Genomic DNA, 23,711 nt, shown 5'->3' with positions numbered 1-23,711 from the left:
GGGTGGATTCACAAACGAAGTGCAAATTCTTTACTAAAACAGAGAGTTGCACGGAGGATGAAGAATGGGAACCCACTACTGTCACCTGAAGCTGGACGAACGTCGCAAGCTTGCAAAGTGGCTTGAAGCCAAAATGCCGATTTCAGAGATCGCGGATCGACTGGGTCGCGACCCGTCCACGATCTACCGAGACATTAAGCGTAATCGGTACACGGACGACGAACTGCCTGAGTTAAGTGGGTATCACGCGCTCGTCGCTCAGGACAAATATGAGCAGCGCCGCGCGATCCATCGCAAGATGATCATTCACCCTGATTTGAAAGCCGCCATCGAAGACCGCCTGAAGGCTGGCTGGTCGCCCGAACAGATCGCCGGCCGGATGCGGCTCGAACGGCACCCGATCCGCGTGAGCCACGAGACGATCTATCGCTTTGCCTATTCCAAAGACGGTCGCGAGGAACAGTTCTACCGCCATCTCCCTGAGCATCGCCGCCGCCGTCGGCCGCGTGGTTACCGCAGGCACAACAGAACCCACATATTCGACGTTCAAAGCCTGTCACACAGGCCTGAGCGCGTCTCAGAACGCTTAGAATTCGGCCATTGGGAGTGCGACTTGATGATGTTCCGCAAGGAGCATGGGAAGGTAAACGTGACGTCACTGGTCGAGCGCGTCAGCCGGTACGCTGTCGTCATGCGCAACGAGGATCGAACATCAAAGCCGATTATGGAGGCGCTGATCCAAGGGCTGGCTCCCCTGCCCGCCGACGCGCGCCAGTCGATCACCTTCGACCGCGGCACCGAGTTCTCGGCCTGGAAACATCTCAAGGCCGGGATTGGTGCGGATGCCTGGTTCTGTGACCCGCAAGCGCCCTATCAGAAAGGCACTGTTGAGAATACGAACAACAGGCTGCGCCGATACCTGCCAAGATCAACCGCACCGACGGCGCTGACAAATCGATATTTGAGGTCGATTTGCCACCGCCTCAACGAAACGCCGCGCAAGTGCCTTGGCTACCGGACGCCCGCTGAGGTCTTTGAAAGCAACCTGATGGAAATTCAGAACCGGTTGGAGTAAAACGAGATATCAAGAACTGCACTTCACCGTGAGTTCACATCGGGTGCACGCTACCACCAACTACGACTCTTGTTAGAAAACAGCATCTTACCTAACGCGAGGGATCGGCATGGGCACCGTCTACACACAACTGAGTATCACAGAACGACGCAAGATTGAGCGCTGGATGCAGGCAAAGGTCCAGCCCTTTGCAGAAAGGCACAGTCGAGAACACAAACCAACGCCTTCAAAGGTGGCTGCCCTGCGAGCGCGACATCCGGCATTGCACAGATCACGATATGAAGGTGATCTGTGATCGCTTCAACTACACACGGCAGAAGTGTCTTGGGTGGAAGACCCCTGCCGAGGTCTTCCGCGAAAAGAATGTGGGGGAAACGCGATGACACCCCTAACCTGACACCGACACGAGTCGCGGATCAAGTATCGCTCACCTCGAGGGTTCGCTACTCCGACAGGATCAGGTGCACCTTCACCGACTTTGAACGGTCCGTGGCGGCACGGAAGGCCTCCAGCGCCTGCTCCAGCGGGAAATTCTGGGTGATCATCGGGCGAACGTCGATCCGGCCCGTGACAATCGCTTCGACCGCTTCAGCGAATTCGGCGTCGAAACGGAAAGTGCCCAGAACGCGCAGCTCTTTTGCTACGATCGCGTTCAAAGGGAGCGGTGTGTCGCCTGCGACACCGACCTGCACTAGCGTCCCACGCGGGCGCAAGGCCGCGATGGCGGATCGGATCGCGGGTTCGGCCGCAGAGCATTCAAAAACCACATCGAAGTGGCCCTTGTCTGCAGCGAACACGGTCATCGCTTCGGCGTCTTGCATCACGTTGATGCAGCGCGTCGCCCCCATTCGGGACGCGACAGCAAGAGCTTCGTCCTGAAGGTCGGTCACCACGATTTCAAACGCGCCTTCCTTTGCGGCGATTGCCGAGCACAAAACGCCGATGGGCCCCGCGCCGGTGATCAGGACCCGCTTGCCGGCGAGATCACCCGCAATACGGGCGGCGTGCAGGCACACAGCGAGGGGTTCGGTGCAGGCAACGGCCCCAAGATCGGCCTCGGGGGGGACCTTGACGCATTGCGCGGCACTCACGACTATTCGGGAGCGGAATAACCCCTGTTCGTGCGGTAGACGAATGGCCGATCCGTTGAACCGCATGTTCAAGCAGTGCATGGTCAGCCCGTCGAGGCAATACGGGCACGTGCCGCAGGGGCGACTGGGGTTTACGGCGACACCGTCTCCTTCGGCCAAGCCGTCGACTCCCGGGCCCACGGCCAAAACGCGGCCAGACGCTTCGTGTCCCAGAATGATCGGTTCGCGCACGCGGATCGTGCCAATTCCGCCTTGTGACAGGTAGTGCATGTCCGACCCGCATATACCGCCTGACGCCATGGCCAGCAGGACTTGACCTTCGCTGGGAGCCTCGACGACATCGGTTTCAATGCGCAGATCGTCCTGACCGTGGAGGCGGCAAACTCGGGTTTCCATCGGGAACCTCACTTTATCAGAAGGGACGGCAACCATGTTGCCAGGGCAGGAATGTAGGACACCGCCAGAAGTACCGCGATGTTGGTCAGCAGGAACGGCAGGATTGCTTTGACCACCGGCATCAGCGGCAGCCGTGCGATCCCCGCGCAAACAAAAAGGCAGACACCGACGGGCGGGGTGGTCAGGCCGATCATCAGGTTCAGCACTGCAAAGGTAGCGAAGTGCAATGGTTCGATCCCGACGGCTTCAGCCAGGGACAGAAGCGGTACGAATAGGATGATAAGGGCGGCGATGGTTTCCATGAACATGCCAACAAACAGCAGCAGGAGGTTGATCAGCAGAATGACCAGGAACCGATTGTCGGTGAAGCTGAGTACACCGTCCGCGATGGTCTGCGGGATGCGTTCCGACACCAGGATCCAGCCAAACACGTTGGCGAACCCGACGAGCGCCAAGATACCTGCAGCAGAGGTGCCACTTTCGACGACGATGCCGGGGAGTTCTCGGACTGGCAATTCACGGTAGATGAACGCGCCGACGATGAAGGCATAGACCGACGCCACGATGGCGGTTTCAGTCGGCGTGGCAAGGCCGGACAGCAAGCCGTAGATGATCAGGAACGTCATTGCCAGCGCCCAGAACGCCCCGGCGAAGGATTTTGCGACCTCTTTGAACCCTTGCCACGGCTGGCGTGGGAAATTGCGGCGACGGGAGATGACGTAGGCCGTGACCATCATCGCCAGCCCCATCAGGATGCCGGGAATGGCGCCGGCCAGAAACATCTGCCCCACGGATATGCCGGACAGCGCCCCCACGATGATCATCGGCACGGATGGCGGAATGATCGGCCCCACGGTAGAGGAGGCAGCCGTGACAGCGGCGGAGAAATCAGCCGGATAGCCGGCCTTCTTCATACCAGGGATCATGACGCCCCCGATCGAGGCGGCGTCGGCCACGGCCGTGCCGGTGATGCCGCCGAACAGCATGGAGGCCGCAATGTTGGTCAAACCCAGGCCGCCCCTGATCCAGCCGACCAGCGAATTGGCGAAGCGGATGATGCGCTGTGTGATTCCGCCGCGGTTCATCAGATTGCCTGCCAGGATGAAGCCCGGAATGGACAACAGCACGAAGACATCCATGCCGGCATACATCTTTTGCGGCATCACGACGGCGGGGATGCCCGACAAAAGCAAATAGGCAAGCGAAGAAATGCCCAGCGTGATGGCAACGGGGATTCCAACGATCAGGCCGCCGATGAAAACGAGGAACAGTACGGTGACGCCCATGTGTCAGAGGTCCTCTTCGGGTTTGACGGGAAGGCCGTTTTCCTTGCCAGTCACCATACCCAGCACACGCAACGCAGCGAACACCAGAAGGAAGACCAGCAACAAGAAGACGGTAACGTGAACGAAATCCATGCGCAGACCCAGCGCAGGGGATGTCTGCATCGATCCGATGCTGGTATAGCGCCAGGCGTGCGGCAGCAGATACAGTGCCAGCCCGCTTGTCGCCAAGGCCGCGATCAGCCGCAGGTTCCAGGGCGCGCGTCCGGGCAGGCTTTCGCAGATCACATCGACGTTGACCAGATCGCCCGAGCGGAAAGACAGCCCCGCCCCAAAGGCTACCATGAACAGCAAAGCATAGCGGGTGAGCTCCTCGGTCCAGACAAAGGCGATGCCGGTGAGGCGACCGGTGACTTGCACAAGGACGGCGACGATCAGAACCGCGAAGGACAATCCGGTGCCCCATTGGGCCAGCCGTGTCACAAGATGAATGATCGTATCGGGGGGTTTCATGAAACATCCTTGGCAAGTGAATGTGGCGGTTGCGGCGCCACCGAAGCGGCGCCGCGGGGAGGGATCACTCGGTAAAGAGGCCTTCGACGATGGGCCGGACTTCGTCGCTGACATTCATCAAGACCGCATCCTTGGCTGCCGCCTGAAACGCGGCTCCGTCGACCTCGACGAAGGTCATGCCCTGCTCTTCAAGGTAGGCACGGTCGTCTGCGACGGACTGCTCGAACAATTCACGCTCGTACTCCTGTGCACGCGCAGCGGCTTCCATGACGTGGCCCTGATCTTCTTCGCTCAGCTGCTTCCATTTGGATTCAGCGATGGTCAGATAGATCCAGCTGCGTACGTGCTCTGTCAGGTTCACGTGGCTTTGCACCTCGGCGAAGCTGGCGGACCGGATCAGGGCAAGGGGGTTTTCCTGCGCTTCGATAGTGCCGTTCTGAAGCGAGGTGAACACCTCTGAGAACGCCATCGGACCGGGATTCGCGCCAAGCGCCTGCCAAGTGTCGACGAACAACGGCACGTTCGGCACGCGCATCTTCAGACCCTGAAGATCGTCGGGGCTGGCGATGGGGCGGTTCGACGTCAGGTTGCGCGGGCCGCGTGCGAAATAGGCGATGGGGCGGATCTGCGCGTTCGCGATGATCTCTGCCTTGATCTGGTCGCCGATGTCACCGGACGCCACTTCGTCCATATGCTCGATTGATCGGTAGGCGTAGGGCACGGCCAGCAGGGCGGCCATGGGTGACCAGTTTTGCAGGCTTTCGCCGGTAATCGTCATGTCGACGGTGCCCAGTTGCATGCCGTTGATCAGGTCGATTTCCTTGCCGAGGCTTTCGTTCGGGAACACCTCGACCGCGATACGGCCGTCGGTCAGCGCGGACAGTTCCTCGCCGAACTTGACGGAGGCCAGGTGCCACGGGTTGTCCTCGTTAGCGAGGTGGCCCAGCTGCAGTGTCATGTCCTGCGCGAAGGCCGGGATGGCCGACATTGCCGCGACGGATGCCGCTGCGAAGGTTGTTTTCCAGTTGAATGTCATGTGTCGTCTCCTCCTTGGATGGGTGCGTTGACCGGTTCGGGAATGGGCCCGTCCGGCACGTCGAAAAAGTCGGGATTTGCCATTAGGATCTGCGGCAGGTCGTTGAGAATCTCGCGCAGGTGGCCCCGAATGGCCGCATTGGCCCCCGCGCAATCGCCGATCTCTATGCGGTCGACGACCGCTTTGTGTTGTTCGATCAGTTTCAGGACAGGCAAGTGACCCAGCGATAGGAATCGGACCCGATCCATCTGGGACTTCAGCCCCTCGATCAGGCGCCAGGCATCGGCCTTGCCGGCGGCGTCGGCCAAGGTGCGGTGAAAGCGGTCATCCATGCCGATGAAGTTGTGCGGATCGCCATGCACCGCCGCCGCCTGCGCCTTAAGCTGGGCGCGAAGGTCCTGGACAACAGCGGGATCCGGGGTCGCGGCTAGGATCGCCACGATGTCCGCCTCAATCGCCTCGCGCAGGAATCGCGAACTCAGCACCGCGCCGTAGCCGATCTTCGTTATGACGGTACCGCGCTGCGGCCGAATAGCGACGAGACCTTCGCTGGACAGCTTGATGAACGCTTCGCGGACAGGTTGGCGGCTGACCGAACATGCCCGCGCGATTTCGCTTTCGGAAATGTTATCACCAGGGGAATAGCGATTGCGAATGATGGCCTCGCGCAAGCGGACATGGATCTGCGGTGAGATTGCCGCAGATGGATCCAGGTCATTCGCAATAGGGCTATGTGCCGTCATGATTCGTCTCCTCCCTCACAGTATCTACCATACTTCCATACTAGTCAGCAACAGTTGGTTATGTTAAGACCGTGCCAAGCGACTCGGGAGGATAAGAGATGAAACAGACATGGCGTTGGTTCGGGCCGAAGGATCTCGTGTCGATCGACGACACGCGACAAGCGGGGGTGACGGGGATCGTCTCGTCCTTGCACCACGTAGCGACAGGCGCGGTCTGGTCGCCGGACGAGATTGCCGCGCGCCAAAGCGACATCGCCACAATGAAGGACGGCAGCCCCTCCGGCATTGCGTGGGACGTCGTCGAAAGCCTGCCGGTGTCCGAGGATATAAAGAAACAGACGGGCCAATGGCGCGACCATATCGAGGCTTATAAACAAAGCCTTCATAATCTGGCAGACGCCGGCCTGTCGGTGATTTGCTACAATTTCATGCCTGTCCTCGACTGGACCCGCACGGATCTCGCATGGGCGCGGCCCTCTGGTGCCACATGCATGCGGTTCGACCTCGTCGATTTCGCGGCCTTCGATCTGCACGTGTTGAAACGTGACGGGGCCGCCGATGATTTCGACGATGCCCTGCGTGATGAGGCAACGGCACGTTTCGAGGCGATGAGCGAGGCACACCGCGAAGATCTTGCCAAGAATGTCGTGTTCGGCCTGCCCGGCGCGGCGGAAAGCTTCACGCTCGACGATGTTCGCCGGCATGTTGCCGAATACAGCGCCATCGACGAAGACCGTCTGCGTCGGCACCTGATCGATTTTCTTGAAGAAGTGGCCCCCGTTGCGCAAGCCAGAGGCCTGCGCCTGTGTTGCCATCCCGACGATCCGCCGGTGCCGCTGCTGGGCCTGCCGCGCATCATGTCCACCGAGGCGCAGTACAGGAAGGTCATGCAGGCCGTCGATCTGCCCGCCAACGGGATTACCTTGTGTTCCGGCTCGCTCGGGGCGCGGTCGGACAATGACCTGCCGGGGATGATGGAACGGTTGGGCGACCGTGTACACTTTCTGCATCTGCGCAACGTGAAACGCGAAAGCGATGCCCTGTTCGGATCTTTCTTTGAGGATGAACACCTTGAGGGCGACACGGACATGGTGGCCCTGATCGCCGCTGCCTTGAACGAAGAGGACAAGCGCCGCGCGCAGGGTCGCGACGATTGGTCGATCCCGTTCCGTCCTGATCACGGCCAGGACATCCTTGATGACTTGCACCGCAAAGCGCAGCCAGGCTATCCGGCCATCGGTCGACTAAAGGGGCTGGCCGAATTGCGCGGTGTAATCGCAGGGCTGCAGCACGGGCGACCCCAAACATGATGACACGGCTGATGGCACTCGAAGGCATGCCGGACAACGTGCGCGTTCCCGCATACCGGCGTGAAAATCATGGTGCGGGGATCGTCCATCTGGGTCTGGGCGCGTTCCACAAGGCACACCAAGCCGCCTATACTGACGACGCGATAGAGCATTCGGGCGGCGACTGGCGCATCGTCGGGGTCAGCCTGCGCAGCGAGGCACCATCGCGCGAACTGCAGCCGCAGAACGGGCTCTACACGGTCATCGAACGGGACTTTTCCGGCAGCCGCGCGCGTGTGATTGGGTCCATTGCAGCGGCCCATTGTCTCAAGACCGACCGCGCCGCGATTGAGGCCGCGCTTCAGGATCCCGCCACACGGATCGTCTCGATCACAGTGACGGAAAAGGGCTACGGGCTGGACCGGGCGACGGGGGGCATAGCAATCGATCACCCGGCCATCGCGCATGACCTGTCCCATCCAGCCGAACCACAGGGTTTGGCCGGTCTTCTGGTCCGCGCGTTAGGTCAACGCCGCGCGGCGGGCGTGCCGCCCTTCACTGTTCTGTCTTGTGATAATCTTCCAGACAATGGTCCCGTGTTGCGCAGCCTGCTGATCGATTTTTGCCGCCATGCGGCACCCGAACTGGTCGATCACATCACGTTCGACGTGGCCTTTCCCGCGACCATGGTGGACAGGATCACCCCTGCCCCCACGCTCGAAACCCTCGCGCTTGCAAGCCGGATGACCGGCCATGCCGACGAAGCCGCTATCGAGACCGAAGGGTTCCACCAATGGGTGATCGAAGATTCGTTCCCGACAGGACGCCCGAAATGGGAGGCGGGCGGCGCGATCTTCACAGATGACGTGCGCCCTTACGAGGCGATGAAACTGCGGATGCTGAACGGTGCCCACTCGATGCTGGCCTACACCGGTTTTGCAGCAGGGCATCGCTACGTGCGCGATGTCATGGCCGATCCTGCCTTGTCGCGCCTCGTCTCGCGCCACCTCTACGCCGCCGCCGCGACGTTGCGGCCCTTGCCGGGTGTGGATTTCGCCGGTTACGCGGCCCAGCTCGAAGAGCGGTTTTGCAATCCGCATCTGGCGCATGAGACCTACCAGATCGCCATGGACGGGTCGGAGAAGATCACACAGCGTATCCTCGCCCCCGCGCAGTACGCCAGCAGCACAGGTCAGGACCTCCGTCCGTTCGCCTTTGCCACGGCAGCTTGGATGCGCCATCTGACCGGGTCGACCCACGACTGTGCAGCTTACGAGGTGCGCGACCCGCGCGCGAAAGACCTGCGTGCTATGACACGGGGTCAGCCCGCTTCACAGATCGTTTTCGCGCTGCGCGACGCATCCTTCGTGCCAACCGCGCTCACGCGGGACGACGTATTCTGGGCTCAGGTCGAAGAGCTGCTTCACGCAATGCTGACCCGTCCCATGGCGGATGTCATCGCACAGGAGGTTGCATGAAGCGCCTTGTCTCGATCGGGGAATGTATGCTGGAGCTGTCCGCTGCCAAAGGCGATCTTTGGCGTATGGGTATAGCCGGCGATACGCTGAACACCGCATGGTACGCGCGCGCCTGCCTGCCCGCCGATTGGGTCGTGGCCTATGGGACCTGCATCGGCACCGACGAGGTGTCGCAGCGCATTCCGACCTTTTTGGCCGAAAACGGGCTTGAGACCGATCGGGTGCTGACCCACCCGACCCGGTCCGTCGGCTTGTACATGATTTCGCTGCACGATGGGGAGCGCAGCTTTACCTACTGGCGCGACACCTCCGCTGCCCGAACCCTGGCGAGCGATCCGGACCGGCTTCTGGCGTTGACCGCAGACGCAAATGTTCTGCATGTCTCCGGGATAACCCTTGCGATCCTGCCGCCTGTGGGACGTGCTGCGCTCATCGAGGTTCTGCGTCAACGCCGCAGCGAGGGGTGCACGATCTCCTTCGATCCCAACTTGAGACCCCGGCTATGGGAAAACCCGCAATCGGCGGTAGAGGCCCTGACCGAGATGGCGCGTGTCGCCACCATCGTCCTGCCGTCCTTTGACGACGAGCGGACGGCTTTTGGCGACGCGACGCCGGATGACACGGTCATGCGCTATGTCGCCCTGGGCGTCGACACTGTCGTGGTCAAGAACGGCGGCGGACGGATCGCGGCCTCGCACGGGGGCAGGAGAAGCGAGTTCGATGGTTTCGCGCGGGTGACACCGGTGGACACGACCGGGGCGGGGGACAGTTTCAACGGAGCTTTCCTGGCCGCACTGGCAAGCGGCCAGCCGCTGCACGCGGCCGTCGCTTCAGGCCACTGTATTGCCCGGCAGGTCGTCGGTCACCGGGGCGGGCTGATGCCGAAGGATAAGATAAGCAAAACGCAGATGGACTGACCTGCGAACGCGTGCAACCTGGCTTGCTTCCGAGAAACATGATGTGACTTGATCCACATACCGGCGGGGGTGGTGCGTGGATCGAGCTGTCGCGGTAGATCCAGCGTTCCTTCTGACGCGAGCGACGGCAGATGTTGAAGACCTGATGGCAGAGCGGGGCGTGGTTGTCAGCCGGGAAGCGATCAGGCTGTGGGTCACCCGCTTGCAGGGGATGCCTGAACAAGGCTGCATAAAAACCTTGGTTTGGATCCTCTGTGCTTGTATCTGCATGCGGGAGGTGAGCGGGCTGTCTTTGGGCCGCCCTGGCCACAAAGGACCTATCTATGAGCACCACCCCTGCCCCGACCGATTCTGCTATTGGATTTTTTGAACGCTACCTGACCGTCTGGATTGCGCTTGCGATGGCCGCAGGCATTGCACTGGGGTCTTTTGCGCCGGGTGTGGTCAATGCCATTGCCGCAGCTGAGGTCTATTCGATCAATCTGGTTGTGGCCGTGCTGATCTGGGCCATGGTCTATCCGATGATGGTTGGTGTTGATTTTGGCGCGGTCTCTGGCGTTGCCCGCCAGCCCAAGGGCTTGCTGGTGACGCTCGTGGTCAATTGGCTGATCAAACCCTTTACCATGGCCTTTTTGGCGGTGTTGTTCTTTGACACCCTGTTTGCCCCCTGGATCGCGCCTGAGGATGCGGCGCAATATACCGCCGGGCTGATCCTGTTGGGGGCAGCGCCCTGTACTGCCATGGTTTTTGTCTGGTCGCAGCTCACCCGTGGGGATGCCACCTATACGCTGGTGCAGGTCTCGGTGAATGATCTGATCATGGTGGTGGCCTTTGCCCCAATCGTGGCCTTTCTGCTGGGGGTGACAGAGATCTCGGTGCCCTGGTCCACTCTGGTTCTGGCCACCCTGCTTTATGTGGTGCTGCCTTTGATTGCCGGCCTCATCACCCGGCGCATTCTGGGCGGGCAAGAGGCGATTGATGCCTTTAAAGCCCGCGTCAAACCTTTGTCCATCATCGGTTTGATTGCCACCGTGGTGATCCTGTTTGGTTTGCAGGGAGAGGTGATTCTGGCCAAGCCCATGGTGATCGCGCTGATAGCTGTGCCCATCCTTATTCAAAGTTACGGTATGTTTGCGCTCGCCTATGGGGCCGCCCATGTGCTGAAGGTTCCCCACCGCATCGCAGCCCCCTGTGCAATGATCGCCACCTCAAATTTCTTTGAGCTGGCCGTGGCGGTTGCGATCAGCCTGTTTGGCCTGCACTCTGGGGCCGCACTGGCCACCGTTGTCGGCGTGCTGGTCGAAGTGCCTGTCATGTTGTCGCTGGTGGCTTTTGCCAATCGGACCCGCAGCAGGTTCCCGTCCCATAGCTAACGCCTGATCGGCGGCAGCCCTGATCGGCAATCTTGATCAGAGCTGTGCCGAGGCCCCCCTTTCCTTACCGGTCCTGCGGTGTCCGTTCTTTTGGGACATAAAACCATTGCCACAGATTATCTATTTCGATAATACGTGAAATATGGAAGAAGAGATTCCCCTCCGCTTGTCCATCCTAGGGCACCCCCAGCGCCTTGCGGTGTTTCGCCTGCTGATGCGGCGTTACCCCGATCACGTCGCCGCCGGCGAGATCAGCGCGGCTTTGGACATCAAGGCCAGCACATTATCGTCATATCTTTCTGCTTTGATGCAGGCGGATCTGGTGACCAAAACCCGCACCGGCACCTGGCTGCGGTATCAGGTCAACATTGACACGACACGTAAAACGCTCGACGCGCTATATCTGGACTGCTGTAGGGGCCGCCCGGATTTGTGCACATCCTTTCAGCAGTCTGCTGCGTCAGAGGAAAGACAAATGACTGACCGGAAATACAACGTTCTCTTTATTTGCACGGGCAATTCCGCCCGCTCCATTTTTGCCGAAGCCATCCTGAACGCAAAAGGCCAGGATCGGTTCCAGGTCTATTCAGCCGGCACCACGCCGCAGTCCAGCCTCAACCCTATTGCGGTCGAGATGCTTAAATCCAAAGGCCACGATGTGAGCGGTCTGCGGTCCAAGAACATCGAGGAGTTCATGGGCGAGGATGCGCCGCAGTTCGACTTTGTGTTTACCGTCTGTGACCAGGCCGCAAATGAGCAATGCCCCACCTGGGAGGGTCAGCCGATCAGCGCCCATTGGGGTATGCCCGACCCGGTCAAGGCCACAGGCACCGATGCCGAAAAGAGCCTCGCCTTCCATCAGGCCTATGGGGTGCTGTTGCACCGGCTGCAGGGGTTTGCTGCCCTGCCGATTGGCCAGTTGGATCGTATTTCCCTGCAAAACGCCGTTGATAAGATCGCGCTGACTTCCGAGTAGGACAAACCATGACCACCTATGCACTGAACGGCCTGGGCCGAATGGGCAAACTTGCGCTGAAACCACTGCTGGAGAGCGGGGCTGAAATCGCTTGGATCAATGATGCTATCGGCAGTCCTGAGATGCATGCGCATCTGCTGGAATTTGACTCGGTGCATGGTCGCTGGGACGCCGCGTTCAGCCATGATGCGACCTCCATCATCATCAATGGTACCCGCCTGCCAACCCATTGTGAACGCCGCCTTGAGGATTTGCCGCTGGAAGGTGTCGACGTGGTGATCGATTGCACCGGCGTATTCAAAACAGAGGCCAAGCTGGCACCCTATTTTGAGGCCGGCGTCAAAAAGGTCGTGGTCTCTGCCCCGGTCAAGGATGGCGATGCCGCCAATATCGTCGTTGGGGTAAATGTTGACAGCTACCAACCCGATCGCCACCGGATCATCACCGCCGCCAGTTGCACCACCAATTGCCTGGCCCCGGTGGTCAAGGTGATCCACGAAACGCTTGGCATCAAACACGGCTCGATCACCACCATCCATGACGTCACCAACACCCAGACCATTGTGGATCGGCCCGCCAAAGACCTGCGCCGGGCGCGTTCTGCGCTGACCAATCTGATCCCGACCACCACGGGCAGCGCCACGGCGATCACGTTGATCTACCCCGAGCTGGCGGGCAAGCTGAACGGCCATGCGGTACGGGTGCCACTGCTGAATGCCTCGATCACCGATTGTGTGTTTGAGGTGGAGCGCGAAACCTCCGCAGAAGAGGTCAATGCCCTGTTCAAGGCAGCCTCCGAAGACGGCCCGCTCAAAGGAATTCTCGGCTATGAGACCCGTCCGCTGGTCTCTGCGGATTACACCAATGACCAGCGCTCCAGCATTGTGGACGCGCCATCGACCATGGTGATCAATGGCACCCAGGTAAAGATCTACGCCTGGTATGACAATGAAATGGGTTATGCCTATCGGCTGGTTGATGTGGCCCGCATGGTTGGGGATCAGCTGTGACACAGAAAACCGGATTGGCGGCCTATATCGCGGTCACGGCCTCGTATTGGGCCTTTATGTTGACCGATGGCGCCTTGCGGATGTTGGTGCTGTTGCATTTTCACAGCCTCGGCTTTTCGCCGGTGCAGCTGGCCTATCTCTTTGTGCTCTATGAGATTGCCGGCATGGTGACCAATCTGTCAGCGGGCTGGATCGCGGCGCGGTTTGGGCTGGCGGCGACGCTTTATGCGGGGCTTTCCCTGCAGGTGGTTGCCCTGTTGCTGCTGACACAGCTGGACCCGAGCTGGCAGATCGGTGCCTCTGTCACCTTTGTGATGCTGGTGCAGGGCCTGTCAGGCGTGGCCAAAGATCTGGCAAAGATGTCGTCCAAATCCGCAGTCAAGCTGCTCGCCCCTACCCAGGGCGACGGGCTGTTTCGCTGGGTTGCGGTGCTGACCGGATCAAAAAACGCGGTCAAAGGCCTTGGCTTTTTGCTGGGGGCTGCGCTGCTTGCCTTTGCCGGGTTTACCTGGGCTGTCCTTGGCATGGCGGTGATCCTCGCGGTGATCCTTGCTGCGGTTCTGCTGGCCATGCCGCAGGGCTTGCCAGTGGGCCGTAAGGGGGCAAAATTCACCGAGGTCTTTTCAAAGTCGCGCAATGTGAACTGGCTGTCTGCCGCGCGGGTGTTTTTGTTTGGCGCGCGTGACATCTGGTTTGTTGTCGGCATTCCGGTCTATTTCTACGCGGTGTTTTCGGATGGCAGCGAGGCGGGCAACCGGGCAGCGTTTTTCCTGATAGGCAGCTTCATGGCGGTCTGGACGATTTTGTACGGTGCCATTCAGGCCTCTGCTCCGCGTATTCTACAGGCGGCAACGCGCAGTGAAGCCGAGCTGATCGCAGCAGCCCGGACCTGGGCCATGGCGCTGGCCGTGGTGCCTGCAGGGCTTGCCCTGGCGGTGTTGCTGGCCGGGGAGCCGATGCTTTGGCTCACAGTGACGCTGGTTGCAGGTTTGCTGGCATTTGGCGCCATCTTTGCGGTCAATTCTTCACTGCATTCCTATCTGATCCTTGCCTTCACCAAGGCCGAGCGGGTGACGATGGATGTGGGGTTCTACTATATGGCAAACGCCGCAGGACGATTGGCCGGCACTGTGCTGTCTGGGCTGACCTATCAGCTCGGCGGATTGGCAGCCTGCCTCGCCACTGCGGCGGCAATGGTTGTTCTCAGCGCTGTTGCAGCTGGTCAGTTGCAGGATAGGACCCCTGACAAGCCAGCTGGCGCAGGGGGGTGAAACAGGTCGTGGACCCTGCAGCAGCGGTACGTCCTGACAGGCTGCAGAACCTTGATCGTCTGGACTGCTGCCCGGAGCTTAATGACCAGCATCTTTCCATGTGGTCGGGGTCAGATAAAGAATGGCATCATCAACACTCACCATTACCTCGCCGTCCTGAATATTCACCTGCAATTTCATGGAGCGGCTTGCAAGTTTTTCCAGCCCCTGGGTGTCCGCCTCCGACAGATTGATAACCGTCAGATTATCAAACCGGGTGGTGCTGTTCTTGATCTTGTCCCACCAGGTTTCCGCTGTTCTGCCACCGTAGCAATAGATAATCACCTCATTGGCTTTGCCGCAGGATTGACGCACCACCTTGTCGCTGGGCAGTCCCAGCGCGACCCATAATTCCAGCTCACCGCTGAGGCTTTTCTGCCAGATGTCCGGTTCGTCATCTGTGGACAGCCCCTTGGTCAGTTCCAAGTGCTCATGTGCGTTCAAGGCAAAGGCAAGAAGGCGCACCATCAATCGTTCATCCGTCTCCGAAGGATGTTTGGCGACGGTCAGCTTGTGGGTCTCATAGTAGTGACGATCCATATCGGATACGGACAGTTCAACTTTGTAGATGGTGGATTTTTGCGCCATGGTTTGCCCCGATATAGCGAAGATAGGGATGCCTAGTGCGTCTGGCAGGGGGGGTGAAAGGAAATAAAGGGATTTTGGGAAAAAAGCACACAGAGAGAAGCCTGGCCGGGCGAGGTAGGAGGCGGCCGTGATTTATGGCTTAGAGATCTGGTTCTTTAGGGCGCTGACCCTGGACGGCCTGCCCCTTTGGCGACGCCGGCGCGGCGCAAAGTGCCATGGGGTGTTTTGCCCGATCAAAAAAATCTGAGATATGCAGAAGCGTCAAACCCCTTGATTTGGGGATTATTCACGTTTGTTCAGGTGCTTAACCCGAATTGTATAGGTGGATAGAAAACCCGCCATTTTAAAATTTTAGCCCTTGCGCAACTGCCAGTGACTAAGTAATACACCGACACCAACAGTGGCCCGTTCGTCTATCGGTTAGGACGTCAGGTTTTCAACCTGAAAAGAGGGGTTCGACTCCCCTACGGGCTGCCACTTTCCTTCCTTTCATCAGAATATTACCTGTTCGGGCGAGACCACTTTCAGTGGTGTGAACCAGAGCGCATCTGTTGTTCGGTCACTGCGCTGCTTTGGGGCTGGAAAACCCACTGTTTCTGGCTAATACCTTGGGTATCTAGCGCAACAGGAGACGCCATGACACTGCAGATCGGCATCGGCCCGAATACACGCAAATCTGTGTATTTTGACGCAACCCTTGCAGATGGGGTGGCAAGTTTTTCTGTCTATAATCACATGCTTATACCCGCACATTTTGGAAATCCGCAGGCGGAATATGACAGCCTGATGACCGGAGTTTCGATGTGGGACGTGGCTGCGCAGCGGCAGATTGAAATTTCCGGGCCCGATGCCCGCGCGTTGATCCAATACCTCACCACCCGTGACATGGGTAAAACCAGGATCGGCCAAGGCCGCTATGTGCCGATCTGCGATCACGCAGGCACGCTGATTAACGATCCGGTGCTTCTGATGCTGGCGGAAAACCGCTATTGGCTGTCCATTGCTGACAGCGATATCGGGCTTTGGGCCAGCGCCATTACTGCCGAACGCGGGCTGGATGTGAAGGTGCATGAACCGGATGTGTCGCCGCTGGCGATTCAGGGCCCCAAGGCTGAAGCGCTGGTGGCAGAGCTGTTTGGCGATTGGATCAAAGATCTTGCGTACTTCGGTTTCAAACAGACTGATCTAAAGGGCATTCCCCTGATCCTGTCCCGATCCGGCTGGTCAAAACAGGGGGGATTTGAGCTCTACCTGCAAGACGGCAGTCGCGGGTCCGAGTTGTGGGCCATCGTGAAAGAGGCCGGCGCAGCCTACGGCATTCGCCCTGGCGCTCCCAATGATCTGGAGCGTATCGAAAGCGGGTTGGTGTCCTATGGTGCAGATGGGCGCATCCAAGTAAATCCTTGTAATCCGTTTGAAATATCGCTGGGAAAACTGGTGGATCTGGACCGGCCGGATGACTTTGTTGGTAAAGCCGCGCTGCAAAAGATCAAAGCAGAGGGCGTCAAGCGTCGCCGTGTGGGCTATATGATTTCCGGGGCTCCTTTAGAGGGCTTTGAACATTCCTTGCCGGTTCAGACATCAGATGGCCAGATTGTCGGCCTGCTCAGCGAAGCGATCCATTCGCCGCGATTTGAGGGAAATATCGGGGTTGGAATGATCGCCGCGGAGATATCGGATGACGCCGCAGACCTTGAGGTCATGCTGGATCACACACCGCGCAGGGTCACCATTCGCGCCTTGCCCTTTAAGTAATTCAGCGGGCGCGTGAGTAGGGTTTGGCCGCCGCAGTCGAGGCCAAACCCGGTGCAGAAAATTGGCGGGCCACCCAGGGCCGCTCAGGCTTGGGCTCAGCTTCACAGGACCTTGTTCTTTGTGGTGGTTCAGGCCTGGCTTTGTGCGGCGACTTGCGGCTCGTCTTTTTGCATGCCCTGCTCAAAAAACAGATGCTGCGAGCGCCCTGCCCGTTTTGCGGCATAAAGCGCCATATCTGCCTGATGCAACATGGCGGCAGCCTCAATCGGGGCTGGATTCCAGGACGACAGTGTGGTGCCAGCACTGGCGGAAATCTTGCACAGCTTGCCGCCGTAGGGCACAGGCTCTTCCAGGCGACGGATCAAACGTTTTGACAGGGCCTCAAGGACTTTTGGCTCATTAACGCCTTCAAAAATGATCACAAATTCATCGCCGCCAACACGGGCCACGGTGTCGGTATGACGGGTGCAATCGACCATCACCTGAGCAACACTTTGTAAAACTGCATCCCCGGCTGCATGCCCGAGAGTGTCGTTGACCTCTTTGAAATAATCAAGGTCCACATGCATCAGGGCAAAATCTGTGCCAGATCCAATCAGGCGCGCCAGGATATGATCCATGGCCCGCCGGTTCTTGAGACCGGTCAGGGTATCGGTAAAGGCCTGTTCTTCTGCGGCAATCTTGGCCCCTTGCAGCCGCAGGTTCAACTGCCGCGATGCCTCCATGGCGGCCGATTTTGCCTCCACCAGATATAGCATTTCGATTGTCAGGTCCGTAGGGGAAAAATCCGCGCTGGTCAGATCATAGTCGCGCACGGCCTCAAGCACGGAAATACCAAACGAAAGGTTGATCAGCGCGCCTTTGCCACCTGGCAGCGGTGCCAAGACGCCCTTGAGGCTTGTTTGCGGTGACTCGCGAAACTGCATGTGCAACTTGGCGCCCGCAGTTTTGAGGAGGTCGTCCATGGAATTGACCCAACGGGGGCGCAACAGGTCAAAAACCTCAAAGAACTTCACGCCCTTCCAACTCATGTCAGGGCGGAGTTTTTTCAACGTCGGTCCTGCAAAGTGAATGCGCCCGCCGGCGTCTACGACAAGGTACATCGGGCAAATTTGGTCAATGATACCGGTCAACTCATCCGCGGTCATCATAGGGCATGGGCTCCCAAGTCAAAAGTGCGTCCTTCGGCAAAATCCGTTTCAACCAGCGTGATCGAGATCACCTCTGCTCCGTCTTGGGTGCCGCGATGGTCCAGTATAACCAAGTCGCCATAATCATCTGCCATTGCCCGCAGAACGCCCATTAAGACATGGGCGAACCCCGGCAGGCCCGGTTGGCAGACCAGATCAAATTGCCCTGGTGAATTCTCAACCAGTTCAATCGCAGGCAGGTGCAGATCGGCCACGGCCAAGCGGGCGCGGTCTGGCAGATCATCCAGCGAATGCAGGAATTCCACATAGTTGACGCCGCCAAATCGCAGCAGCCGCCGCAGTGCCTCCACTTGCGGGTTTGACACCAGGAAAGTGCCAGTGTCCTCAAGAATTTCAGGCAGCGGGCGTTCAAGCTGTTTTTCCATAGCGGCGAGCATCTTGTTGGATTGCTCTTCTGTATAGAACAACATGGCCTCGAACTGAGCAAAGCCAAGATCCGCAGTATCCATAATATGACTCCACCGTTCTTCCCCGTAGGTACTAACGACGAATGCCTGAATCGCTCTGTTGATCAGACCATGCATAAATTGGCCCCTTGTTACACCTTACCCATATTTGGCTCCGGATCGTTAAGATACGCCGAACAAATAAAGTTTGACGGAATTTCAGATCCAGTTCCTGTTTTGGAGCGCCCCGTGTTCTGGTTTTTCAACAGTAACATTTGCCGGGCAGTCCTCAAAAAAAAGGCGCACCGCAAACAGTACTGACATTCGCTCCGTTGCTCAGCGCGAGCCCCCCTTCCGAGTCGCTCGACACATATTGCATGGGGGACATACCCTTTTACGCCGGAGCAGGGAAGAAAAACCACAGGTCAGCGGCCCAGCTGTGGCAAGGAAGTCCCCAAAAAAGAGGCTTTCAACAGGGAGCGCGTAACGGCGCTCAGCTGCTAAACATGCTAACTTACTAATTTCATTATTGAAAAATTGGGTTTTTTTGACAGAAGGCTCTTAGCTTCAATTGAGATAAGAAAGTACTATAAATCATAGGTTGAAAGCCGTTGACCTGCAGGCTCTTCGCCCTACCCCAGAGATCCCAAAATCAGCTGTTAGGACGACCTTGGGACTGTGCCGAACAACAGCTCCCAAATTTTTGAGGTCGCCTACCTGTGGAATTTTAAAAATCAGTTGGCGCCCCGCCTTCTGATTTTCGACGCGCAACAAAATCCTTCAATTCCTCATGCAGGGCGTCGTCCAGCGGCGGTGGGGTGAATTCCTGCAGAATATCCTTGTAGATCTTGTTGGCCCGTTCCGGTGTCCAAACAGCGCCAGCCGCCTCCCAGGCCTCATAGTTGCGCCAATCGCTCAGGTAGGGCTGGTAAAAGGCGGTGGCATAGCGGTCCTGGGTGTGTTGGATGCCAAAGAAATGCCCTTCGTTTCCAACCTCGCGCACGGCATCAAAGGCAATCTCATCCGGTCCGGTGGCGCAGATTTCCGGCTGCATATAGCGTTGAAGCTGCTGCAGGACTTCGCAGTCCATAATGAATTTCTCCGGGCTGGCGATCAGCCCGCCTTCCAGCCAACCGGCTGCGTGGTACACCATATTGGTTCCCGACTGCACCGCCGCCCAGAGCGAATTTGAGGTCTCCCACATGGCCTGCCCGTCCGGCACATTGGCAGCACAAACCCCGGAAGAGCGCATCGGCAGGCCGTAATGGCGCGCCATTTGCCCGGTCATCTGGGTGGCGCGCATGTATTCAGGGGTGCCAAAGGCCGGGGCGCCGGATTTCATATCCACATTTGAGGTAAAGGTGCCAATGGCACAGGGGGTGCCGGGGCGGACATATTGAAACAGCGCAATAGCACAGAGCGCCTCGGCCAGGCTTTGCGCCACCGCTCCAGCCATGGTGACAGGCGCCATCGCCCCCGCCAGGGTAAAGGGCGTCACCACCACTGCCTGCCCCCGACGCACCAGCCGCAGGCAGCCGTCAATCATCGGATAGTCGTGCTTCAACGGCGAGGTGGAGTTGATATTGGTATACATCCGCGGCGTGGCTTCGAATTCTTCATCCGTCAGCCCCCCGGCGATGCGCACCATTTCCATCACATCTTCGACTCGCTCTTTGCCCAGCGAATAGGCATGCATGGCCTTGTCGGTCAGCGTCAGCTTGTCATAGAGCACGTCCAGATGGCGCACTGATGCGTGGATATCCACCGGTTCCACCGGGTAGCCGCCGGCAAAGTGGATACAGTTGAAATACTGGGTCAGCTTCAACAGATTGCGGCACTGTTCGCGATTTCCTGCGACCTTCTTGCCAAGATCCAGATCCCAGTAGTTCGGCGGCGAGGAGACATTGCCAAAGAGCAGGTTGTTGCCGCCGATCGGGATTGTGCGGTCTGGATTGCGTGGGGTGATGGTGAACTGATCTGGTGCCTTGCCAACCATCTCCATGACAAACGCCCGGTCCATCCGCACCAGATCGCCCTCGACGCGGCAGCCGGCCTGTTTCAAGATTTCCAGCGCTTCCGGGTTGAGAAAGACAATCCCGATCTCTTCCAGGATCCGCATGGCGCCATCGTGGATTGCGGCAACACCTTCTTCGGTCAGGGGCTCAATGGGGCGGTCAATATTTTGCGGAATGCGCCAGGGCATCTGCTGCAAGGCTGCCGTGCCGCGCCGTGCTGCCGCGCCTGCACGCCCGCCCCCTCGTCTACCTTTATCCCGTGCCATGAGCCTCTCCTTGGTGGTTCTGAGCGAACGCCCCGACCTGTGCCGCGCGCCACCGGGCACCCCCCGGCTAGAGTCGCAGCAGGCCCAATCCCGGCGGGTAGCGGCTGCCAGTTCACGACATCTCCTGTCGTTTTTCCACCTCAGACCAGTCGAAACACTCTTTTCTGTACAGATGTGCCCAGTTCTCCACAGCCCAATCCTAAACAGGGCCGTTCTAAACAGACTTGCCCGCCCCACAGCAGGCAGAGGTCGGCAGCGCCGACCGCCGAAGTGCAAAAGCTTAGATAGGAAAAGGCCTGCCGCGCGCCGTTAGCGGTCCAGCCATTCCGGGATATGACCGATATGCGGCAGCACCACATCCGCATGAGGCGCAAGATCGCCATGCGCTGCCATACCGGTCAGCACGCCGATCCGGGTCATGCCGGCCGCCTTGCCGGCGATGAGATCATGCAGACTGTCCCCCACCATGGCGGTCTGTTCTGGGGCGACGCCCGTTGCCGCACAAAAGGCCAGCAGAGGATCCGCATCCGGTTTGGCCCCATGGCCACTGTCAAACCCGGCGACAAAGGCAAAACGATCCAGCACGCCAGAGCGTTCAAGCTGGCTGATGGCAGAAACTTCTGCATCATTGGTCATCACCCCCAGCACCTTGCCACGGGCCAGCAGCCCATCCAGAAAGGCCGCCAATGGCACCGCCTCACTCAGCGCGGCGGTGGCTGCGCTCTGGGCCAGGAACCGCTCCAGCTCGGCCTCTTGCATCTGTGTCACAAAAGGTGCCAGCACAGCCGCCACCTCACCATTGGTGCCGGCAATGACCAGGCTGTCCGCCCGAAAAGCCTGCTGCGCCAGGTCAAAACTTACCGCATCGGCCATCTCCGCCGCCCGCGCCGGATCTCCCTGGCTCAGCTGCGCCAGCATATCCGCCGCCCAGGAATTCCAGGTGGCGGAGAAATCAAACAGGGTTCCGTCCTTGTCGAAGAGAAAAGCATCTACCGGCATGGGTTTTCCTTGCGCCTAGTCATCAGGGTCATCTGGCGCGGACCGTATCGGCAAAATTGGGTGGCGCAAGTTTTTTCTGGTCGGGCCTGTGGCCTCAGGTCCAATGTATCTGTGCGCCGCCCGGCAGCGCCATCCGCGCCAGCATCGGCAGCTCATAGGCGATTCCTGCCTGATCGCAGAATTCGACCACCCAGGCATCGTCCATCGTTAAGAAATCGAGCAGCGAGCCCAAAAACGCAGGATCAGCGGCATTTTCCCGCAGATCCGCCTCTGCTGCGCCAGTGGCGCCCATAAACACTGGTAACAACTCATCATTTGTCATCAGCCAGGCGAGCGCCTTAAGCGCGATCACCTCTGCCTGATCGGCGGAAACCTGCATGATGACCTCATTCCTGACATGTTGCGGACAAATTAGTAAAAACCCGAAACAGTTTATTAACCAGTCTGGCGGAAACTTCCAGTGTAACGATCAAAAGGTTCGAAAGGCGATCCGCGTGCAAGGAACAATCCTCGTCATAGATGGTATTTCTACCAACCGCATCATGCTGAAGGTTCAGCTTGCGGAGGCCTGCTATGGTGTGGAACAGGCCGATTGTGTCGCCGATGTGCTGGAGGCAGCGCGCTATTGCCGCCCGGATCTGGTGCTTAGCGCCATGAGCCTGCCGGATGGCACTGCTGCGGATGTGAAGACCGCCCTGCGTCAGGACGAGATGCTCGCGGATATTCCGGTTATCGCCATCACCCAGTCCAATGCCCCGGAACGCCGACTGCATGCACTTTCGGCCGGGATTGATGATGTGCTGCCGCAGCCCGTGGATGATGTCATTCTGCAGGCCCGTATTCGCAGCCTGCTGCGCGCCCGCAGCGCAAACGAAGAATTGCATATGCAGCGAGACGCCTCCCATGGGTTTGTGCTGCCGCTTTCCGACCGTGCCGGCCATGAAGAATGCAGCAGCGCCAGCGTTGCCCTGATTGCCCAGGATAGCAAGACCGCTCAGGCCTGGGCCAAACGGCTGGGTGATCATGTCCCCTACGCGCTGCGCTACCATGATCTGGACGACATCAAACTGATGATGAGCGCGCCGGTGGCAGATGTGTTTATCATCGAGCTGAACGAGATTTCCGCCGGCCCCGGCCTGCGGCTGTTGGCGGATCTGCGCGCCCGTGCCGCCACCCGGCAGTCGGTGGTGATTGCAGTGCCAAACCCAGCGGATCCAATGATCGCCGCCGAAGCGTTGGATCGCGGCGCCCATGATGTCTTGCAGGCTGGGTTTGACGTGGATGAGCTGGCCCTGCGCCTGACCACACAACTCCAATACAAATCCCGCAATGACCGGCTGCGCGACAGCGTCCGCAATGGGCTGCGCGCCGCGGTAGAGGATCCGATGACCGGGCTGTACAATCGTCGCTACGCCAAGCCCTTTTTGGATCGCACCGCCAAACGCGCCGCCGAAAGCAACGACAGCTTTGCCCTGATGCTGGCCGATCTGGATCACTTCAAGCAGATCAACGACCAATATGGCCACCCCGCCGGGGATGCGGTGCTGGTCGAGGCCGCCCGGCGGCTGCAAGCCCAGATGCGGCCCGTCGATCTGGTGGCGCGGGTGGGCGGCGAAGAATTCATGATCGTGCTGCCCGGCGCCGATGAAATCAGCGCCGGCATCGCCGCCGTGGAGCTGTGCAACGCCATCAACAGCAAGCCCTTTTATGTACCTGGCAGCTCCGAGCCAATCCAGGTGACCATAAGCATTGGCGCTGTGGTTGGCCACGATCTGAGCCGCAAAGAAGACCGCAGCGACTGGGCTGATGCCGCTGACAAACGCGGCCAGGACAGGGGCGCAAGCAATGTGACCGAGCTGATTTCGTTGGCGGATCGGGCGCTGTATGATGCCAAAAATTCCGGCCGCAACCAGGTGACGCTGGGCAAAAACTCAACCGCTGCCGCCTAGGGTCAGGACCCTAAATCAAACACCGGCTCAAAAGAAAGGGCGCCCCGGTTGG

The 23,711-nt window shown here is 59.1% G+C and carries 21 protein-coding genes, 1 tRNA gene and 2 pseudogenes; 13 read left to right on the top strand and 11 right to left on the bottom strand.

Annotated elements, in window-relative coordinates; translation table 11 throughout:
- Nucleotides 1–64: 64 nt before the first annotated feature.
- Nucleotides 65–1,075, top strand: coding sequence for an IS30 family transposase (locus QZ268_RS08260; RefSeq protein ID WP_295450822.1), 1,011 nt, complete (start codon nucleotides 65–67; stop codon nucleotides 1,073–1,075).
- 182 nt (nucleotides 1,076–1,257) lie between these two features.
- Nucleotides 1,258–1,458 (top strand): annotated as a pseudogene (locus QZ268_RS08255) (IS30 family transposase); the annotation flags it as partial.
- 60 nt (nucleotides 1,459–1,518) lie between these two features.
- Here QZ268_RS08255 and QZ268_RS08250 read toward each other — a convergent pair.
- The 5 genes from QZ268_RS08250 to QZ268_RS08230 form a co-directional block, all read right to left on the bottom strand.
- Nucleotides 1,519–2,562 carry an L-idonate 5-dehydrogenase gene (locus QZ268_RS08250; protein ID WP_295450819.1) on the bottom strand — a complete coding sequence of 348 codons (1,044 nt, stop codon included), beginning with the start codon at nucleotides 2,560–2,562 and terminating at the stop codon, nucleotides 1,519–1,521.
- An 8-nt stretch (nucleotides 2,563–2,570) separates the two neighbouring features.
- Nucleotides 2,571–3,848 carry a TRAP transporter large permease gene (locus QZ268_RS08245; protein WP_295450816.1) on the bottom strand — a complete coding sequence of 426 codons (1,278 nt, stop codon included), beginning with the start codon at nucleotides 3,846–3,848 and terminating at the stop codon, nucleotides 2,571–2,573.
- Nucleotides 3,849–3,851: 3 nt separating this feature from the next.
- Nucleotides 3,852–4,358 (bottom strand): TRAP transporter small permease subunit, encoded by a 507-nt coding sequence (locus QZ268_RS08240; protein ID WP_295450814.1) that lies wholly within the window; start codon nucleotides 4,356–4,358, stop codon nucleotides 3,852–3,854.
- 64 nt (nucleotides 4,359–4,422) lie between these two features.
- Entirely contained in the window at nucleotides 4,423–5,394 is a 972-nt protein-coding gene (locus QZ268_RS08235; protein ID WP_295450812.1) for a TRAP transporter substrate-binding protein, read from the bottom strand.
- Nucleotides 5,391–6,137 carry a GntR family transcriptional regulator gene (locus QZ268_RS08230; RefSeq protein ID WP_295450810.1) on the bottom strand — a complete coding sequence of 249 codons (747 nt, stop codon included), beginning with the start codon at nucleotides 6,135–6,137 and terminating at the stop codon, nucleotides 5,391–5,393. The genes QZ268_RS08235 and QZ268_RS08230 overlap by 4 nt, the downstream gene beginning before the upstream one ends.
- 98 nt (nucleotides 6,138–6,235) lie before the next feature.
- Between QZ268_RS08230 and uxuA the strand changes: the two genes are divergently transcribed.
- The 8 genes and pseudogenes from uxuA (at nucleotide 6,236) to arsJ (ending at nucleotide 14,451) form a co-directional block, all read left to right on the top strand.
- Complete coding sequence (gene uxuA / locus QZ268_RS08225; RefSeq protein ID WP_295450808.1) at nucleotides 6,236–7,447, top strand: mannonate dehydratase; 1,212 nt, start codon at nucleotides 6,236–6,238, stop codon at nucleotides 7,445–7,447.
- A gap of 11 nt (nucleotides 7,448–7,458) precedes the next feature.
- Nucleotides 7,459–8,904 (top strand): mannitol dehydrogenase family protein, encoded by a 1,446-nt coding sequence (locus QZ268_RS08220; protein WP_295450805.1) that lies wholly within the window; start codon nucleotides 7,459–7,461, stop codon nucleotides 8,902–8,904.
- The gene (locus tag QZ268_RS08215) at nucleotides 8,901–9,821 is read left to right on the top strand and encodes a sugar kinase (protein ID WP_295450802.1); all 921 of its coding nucleotides are present in this window, start codon (nucleotides 8,901–8,903) and stop codon (nucleotides 9,819–9,821) included. The genes QZ268_RS08220 and QZ268_RS08215 overlap by 4 nt, the downstream gene beginning before the upstream one ends.
- A gap of 121 nt (nucleotides 9,822–9,942) precedes the next feature.
- A pseudogene (locus QZ268_RS08210) lies at nucleotides 9,943–10,023 on the top strand (IS6 family transposase); the annotation flags it as partial.
- A gap of 121 nt (nucleotides 10,024–10,144) precedes the next feature.
- Entirely contained in the window at nucleotides 10,145–11,194 is a 1,050-nt protein-coding gene (gene arsB, locus QZ268_RS08205; RefSeq protein ID WP_295450800.1) for an ACR3 family arsenite efflux transporter, read from the top strand.
- 142 nt (nucleotides 11,195–11,336) lie between these two features.
- Nucleotides 11,337–12,170, top strand: coding sequence for a helix-turn-helix domain-containing protein (locus tag QZ268_RS08200; protein WP_295450797.1), 834 nt, complete (start codon nucleotides 11,337–11,339; stop codon nucleotides 12,168–12,170).
- 8 nt (nucleotides 12,171–12,178) lie between these two features.
- Nucleotides 12,179–13,180 (top strand): ArsJ-associated glyceraldehyde-3-phosphate dehydrogenase, encoded by a 1,002-nt coding sequence (locus QZ268_RS08195; protein ID WP_295450795.1) that lies wholly within the window; start codon nucleotides 12,179–12,181, stop codon nucleotides 13,178–13,180.
- A complete protein-coding gene (gene arsJ / locus QZ268_RS08190; protein ID WP_295450793.1) occupies nucleotides 13,177–14,451 on the top strand; it encodes an organoarsenical effux MFS transporter ArsJ in 1,275 nt (424 codons plus the stop codon). Before QZ268_RS08195 ends, arsJ begins: the two co-directional genes overlap by 4 nt.
- Nucleotides 14,452–14,529: 78 nt before the next feature.
- Here arsJ and QZ268_RS08185 read toward each other — a convergent pair whose 3' ends face one another.
- The gene (locus QZ268_RS08185) at nucleotides 14,530–15,078 is read right to left on the bottom strand and encodes a YaeQ family protein (RefSeq protein WP_295450791.1); all 549 of its coding nucleotides are present in this window, start codon (nucleotides 15,076–15,078) and stop codon (nucleotides 14,530–14,532) included.
- A 402-nt stretch (nucleotides 15,079–15,480) separates the two neighbouring features.
- On the opposite strand from QZ268_RS08185, the gene QZ268_RS08180 reads away from it, so the two are divergent.
- Nucleotides 15,481–15,555: transfer RNA gene (locus QZ268_RS08180), tRNA-Glu, on the top strand.
- 159 nt (nucleotides 15,556–15,714) lie between these two features.
- Nucleotides 15,715–16,833 carry a glycine cleavage T C-terminal barrel domain-containing protein gene (locus QZ268_RS08175; RefSeq protein ID WP_295450790.1) on the top strand — a complete coding sequence of 373 codons (1,119 nt, stop codon included), beginning with the start codon at nucleotides 15,715–15,717 and terminating at the stop codon, nucleotides 16,831–16,833.
- Between the two features lie 128 nt (nucleotides 16,834–16,961).
- On the opposite strand, the gene QZ268_RS08170 is transcribed toward QZ268_RS08175, so the two are convergent.
- From QZ268_RS08170 to QZ268_RS08150, 5 genes are all read right to left on the bottom strand, one after another.
- Nucleotides 16,962–17,984, bottom strand: coding sequence for a GGDEF domain-containing protein (locus tag QZ268_RS08170; protein WP_295450788.1), 1,023 nt, complete (start codon nucleotides 17,982–17,984; stop codon nucleotides 16,962–16,964).
- Complete coding sequence (locus QZ268_RS08165; protein WP_295450785.1) at nucleotides 17,981–18,568, bottom strand: heme NO-binding domain-containing protein; 588 nt, start codon at nucleotides 18,566–18,568, stop codon at nucleotides 17,981–17,983. Before QZ268_RS08165 ends, QZ268_RS08170 begins: the two co-directional genes overlap by 4 nt.
- A gap of 589 nt (nucleotides 18,569–19,157) precedes the next feature.
- Nucleotides 19,158–20,711 (bottom strand): trimethylamine methyltransferase family protein, encoded by a 1,554-nt coding sequence (locus tag QZ268_RS08160; RefSeq protein WP_295450781.1) that lies wholly within the window; start codon nucleotides 20,709–20,711, stop codon nucleotides 19,158–19,160.
- A 309-nt stretch (nucleotides 20,712–21,020) separates the two neighbouring features.
- Nucleotides 21,021–21,710 (bottom strand): HAD family hydrolase, encoded by a 690-nt coding sequence (locus QZ268_RS08155; RefSeq protein ID WP_295450778.1) that lies wholly within the window; start codon nucleotides 21,708–21,710, stop codon nucleotides 21,021–21,023.
- A 94-nt stretch (nucleotides 21,711–21,804) separates the two neighbouring features.
- A complete protein-coding gene (locus QZ268_RS08150) occupies nucleotides 21,805–22,089 on the bottom strand; it encodes a DUF3572 domain-containing protein (protein WP_295450776.1) in 285 nt (94 codons plus the stop codon).
- Nucleotides 22,090–22,204: 115 nt separating this feature from the next.
- Between QZ268_RS08150 and QZ268_RS08145 the strand changes: the two genes are divergently transcribed.
- Nucleotides 22,205–23,659, top strand: a complete 1,455-nt coding sequence (locus tag QZ268_RS08145; RefSeq protein ID WP_295450773.1) for a diguanylate cyclase — start codon at nucleotides 22,205–22,207, stop codon at nucleotides 23,657–23,659.
- The last annotated feature ends 52 nt before the right edge of the window (nucleotides 23,660–23,711 follow it).

Source organism: uncultured Pseudophaeobacter sp., from assembly GCA_905479575.1.
Lineage (GTDB): Bacteria > Pseudomonadota > Alphaproteobacteria > Rhodobacterales > Rhodobacteraceae > Pseudophaeobacter.
The sequence above is the reverse complement of the archived record's forward strand: the minus strand, read 5'-3'. Positions and strand labels throughout refer to the sequence as shown.

Excerpts from the sequence above, each read along its gene's own strand:
- QZ268_RS08260 (WP_295450822.1), top strand. The coding sequence starts at position 65 with ATGGGAACCCACTACTGTCACCTGAAGCTGGACGAACGTCGCAAGCTT.
- QZ268_RS08250 (WP_295450819.1), bottom strand. The coding sequence starts at position 2,562 with ATGGAAACCCGAGTTTGCCGCCTCCACGGTCAGGACGATCTGCGCATT.
- QZ268_RS08245 (WP_295450816.1), bottom strand. The coding sequence starts at position 3,848 with ATGGGCGTCACCGTACTGTTCCTCGTTTTCATCGGCGGCCTGATCGTT.
- QZ268_RS08240 (WP_295450814.1), bottom strand. The coding sequence starts at position 4,358 with ATGAAACCCCCCGATACGATCATTCATCTTGTGACACGGCTGGCCCAA.
- QZ268_RS08235 (WP_295450812.1), bottom strand. The coding sequence starts at position 5,394 with ATGACATTCAACTGGAAAACAACCTTCGCAGCGGCATCCGTCGCGGCA.
- QZ268_RS08230 (WP_295450810.1), bottom strand. The coding sequence starts at position 6,137 with ATGACGGCACATAGCCCTATTGCGAATGACCTGGATCCATCTGCGGCA.
- uxuA (WP_295450808.1), top strand. The coding sequence starts at position 6,236 with ATGAAACAGACATGGCGTTGGTTCGGGCCGAAGGATCTCGTGTCGATC.
- QZ268_RS08220 (WP_295450805.1), top strand. The coding sequence starts at position 7,459 with ATGGCACTCGAAGGCATGCCGGACAACGTGCGCGTTCCCGCATACCGG.
- QZ268_RS08215 (WP_295450802.1), top strand. The coding sequence starts at position 8,901 with ATGAAGCGCCTTGTCTCGATCGGGGAATGTATGCTGGAGCTGTCCGCT.
- arsB (WP_295450800.1), top strand. The coding sequence starts at position 10,145 with ATGAGCACCACCCCTGCCCCGACCGATTCTGCTATTGGATTTTTTGAA.
- QZ268_RS08200 (WP_295450797.1), top strand. The coding sequence starts at position 11,337 with ATGGAAGAAGAGATTCCCCTCCGCTTGTCCATCCTAGGGCACCCCCAG.
- QZ268_RS08195 (WP_295450795.1), top strand. The coding sequence starts at position 12,179 with ATGACCACCTATGCACTGAACGGCCTGGGCCGAATGGGCAAACTTGCG.
- QZ268_RS08185 (WP_295450791.1), bottom strand. The coding sequence starts at position 15,078 with ATGGCGCAAAAATCCACCATCTACAAAGTTGAACTGTCCGTATCCGAT.
- QZ268_RS08175 (WP_295450790.1), top strand. The coding sequence starts at position 15,715 with ATGACACTGCAGATCGGCATCGGCCCGAATACACGCAAATCTGTGTAT.
- QZ268_RS08170 (WP_295450788.1), bottom strand. The coding sequence starts at position 17,984 with ATGATGACCGCGGATGAGTTGACCGGTATCATTGACCAAATTTGCCCG.
- QZ268_RS08165 (WP_295450785.1), bottom strand. The coding sequence starts at position 18,568 with ATGCATGGTCTGATCAACAGAGCGATTCAGGCATTCGTCGTTAGTACC.
- QZ268_RS08160 (WP_295450781.1), bottom strand. The coding sequence starts at position 20,711 with ATGGCACGGGATAAAGGTAGACGAGGGGGCGGGCGTGCAGGCGCGGCA.
- QZ268_RS08155 (WP_295450778.1), bottom strand. The coding sequence starts at position 21,710 with ATGCCGGTAGATGCTTTTCTCTTCGACAAGGACGGAACCCTGTTTGAT.
- QZ268_RS08150 (WP_295450776.1), bottom strand. The coding sequence starts at position 22,089 with ATGCAGGTTTCCGCCGATCAGGCAGAGGTGATCGCGCTTAAGGCGCTC.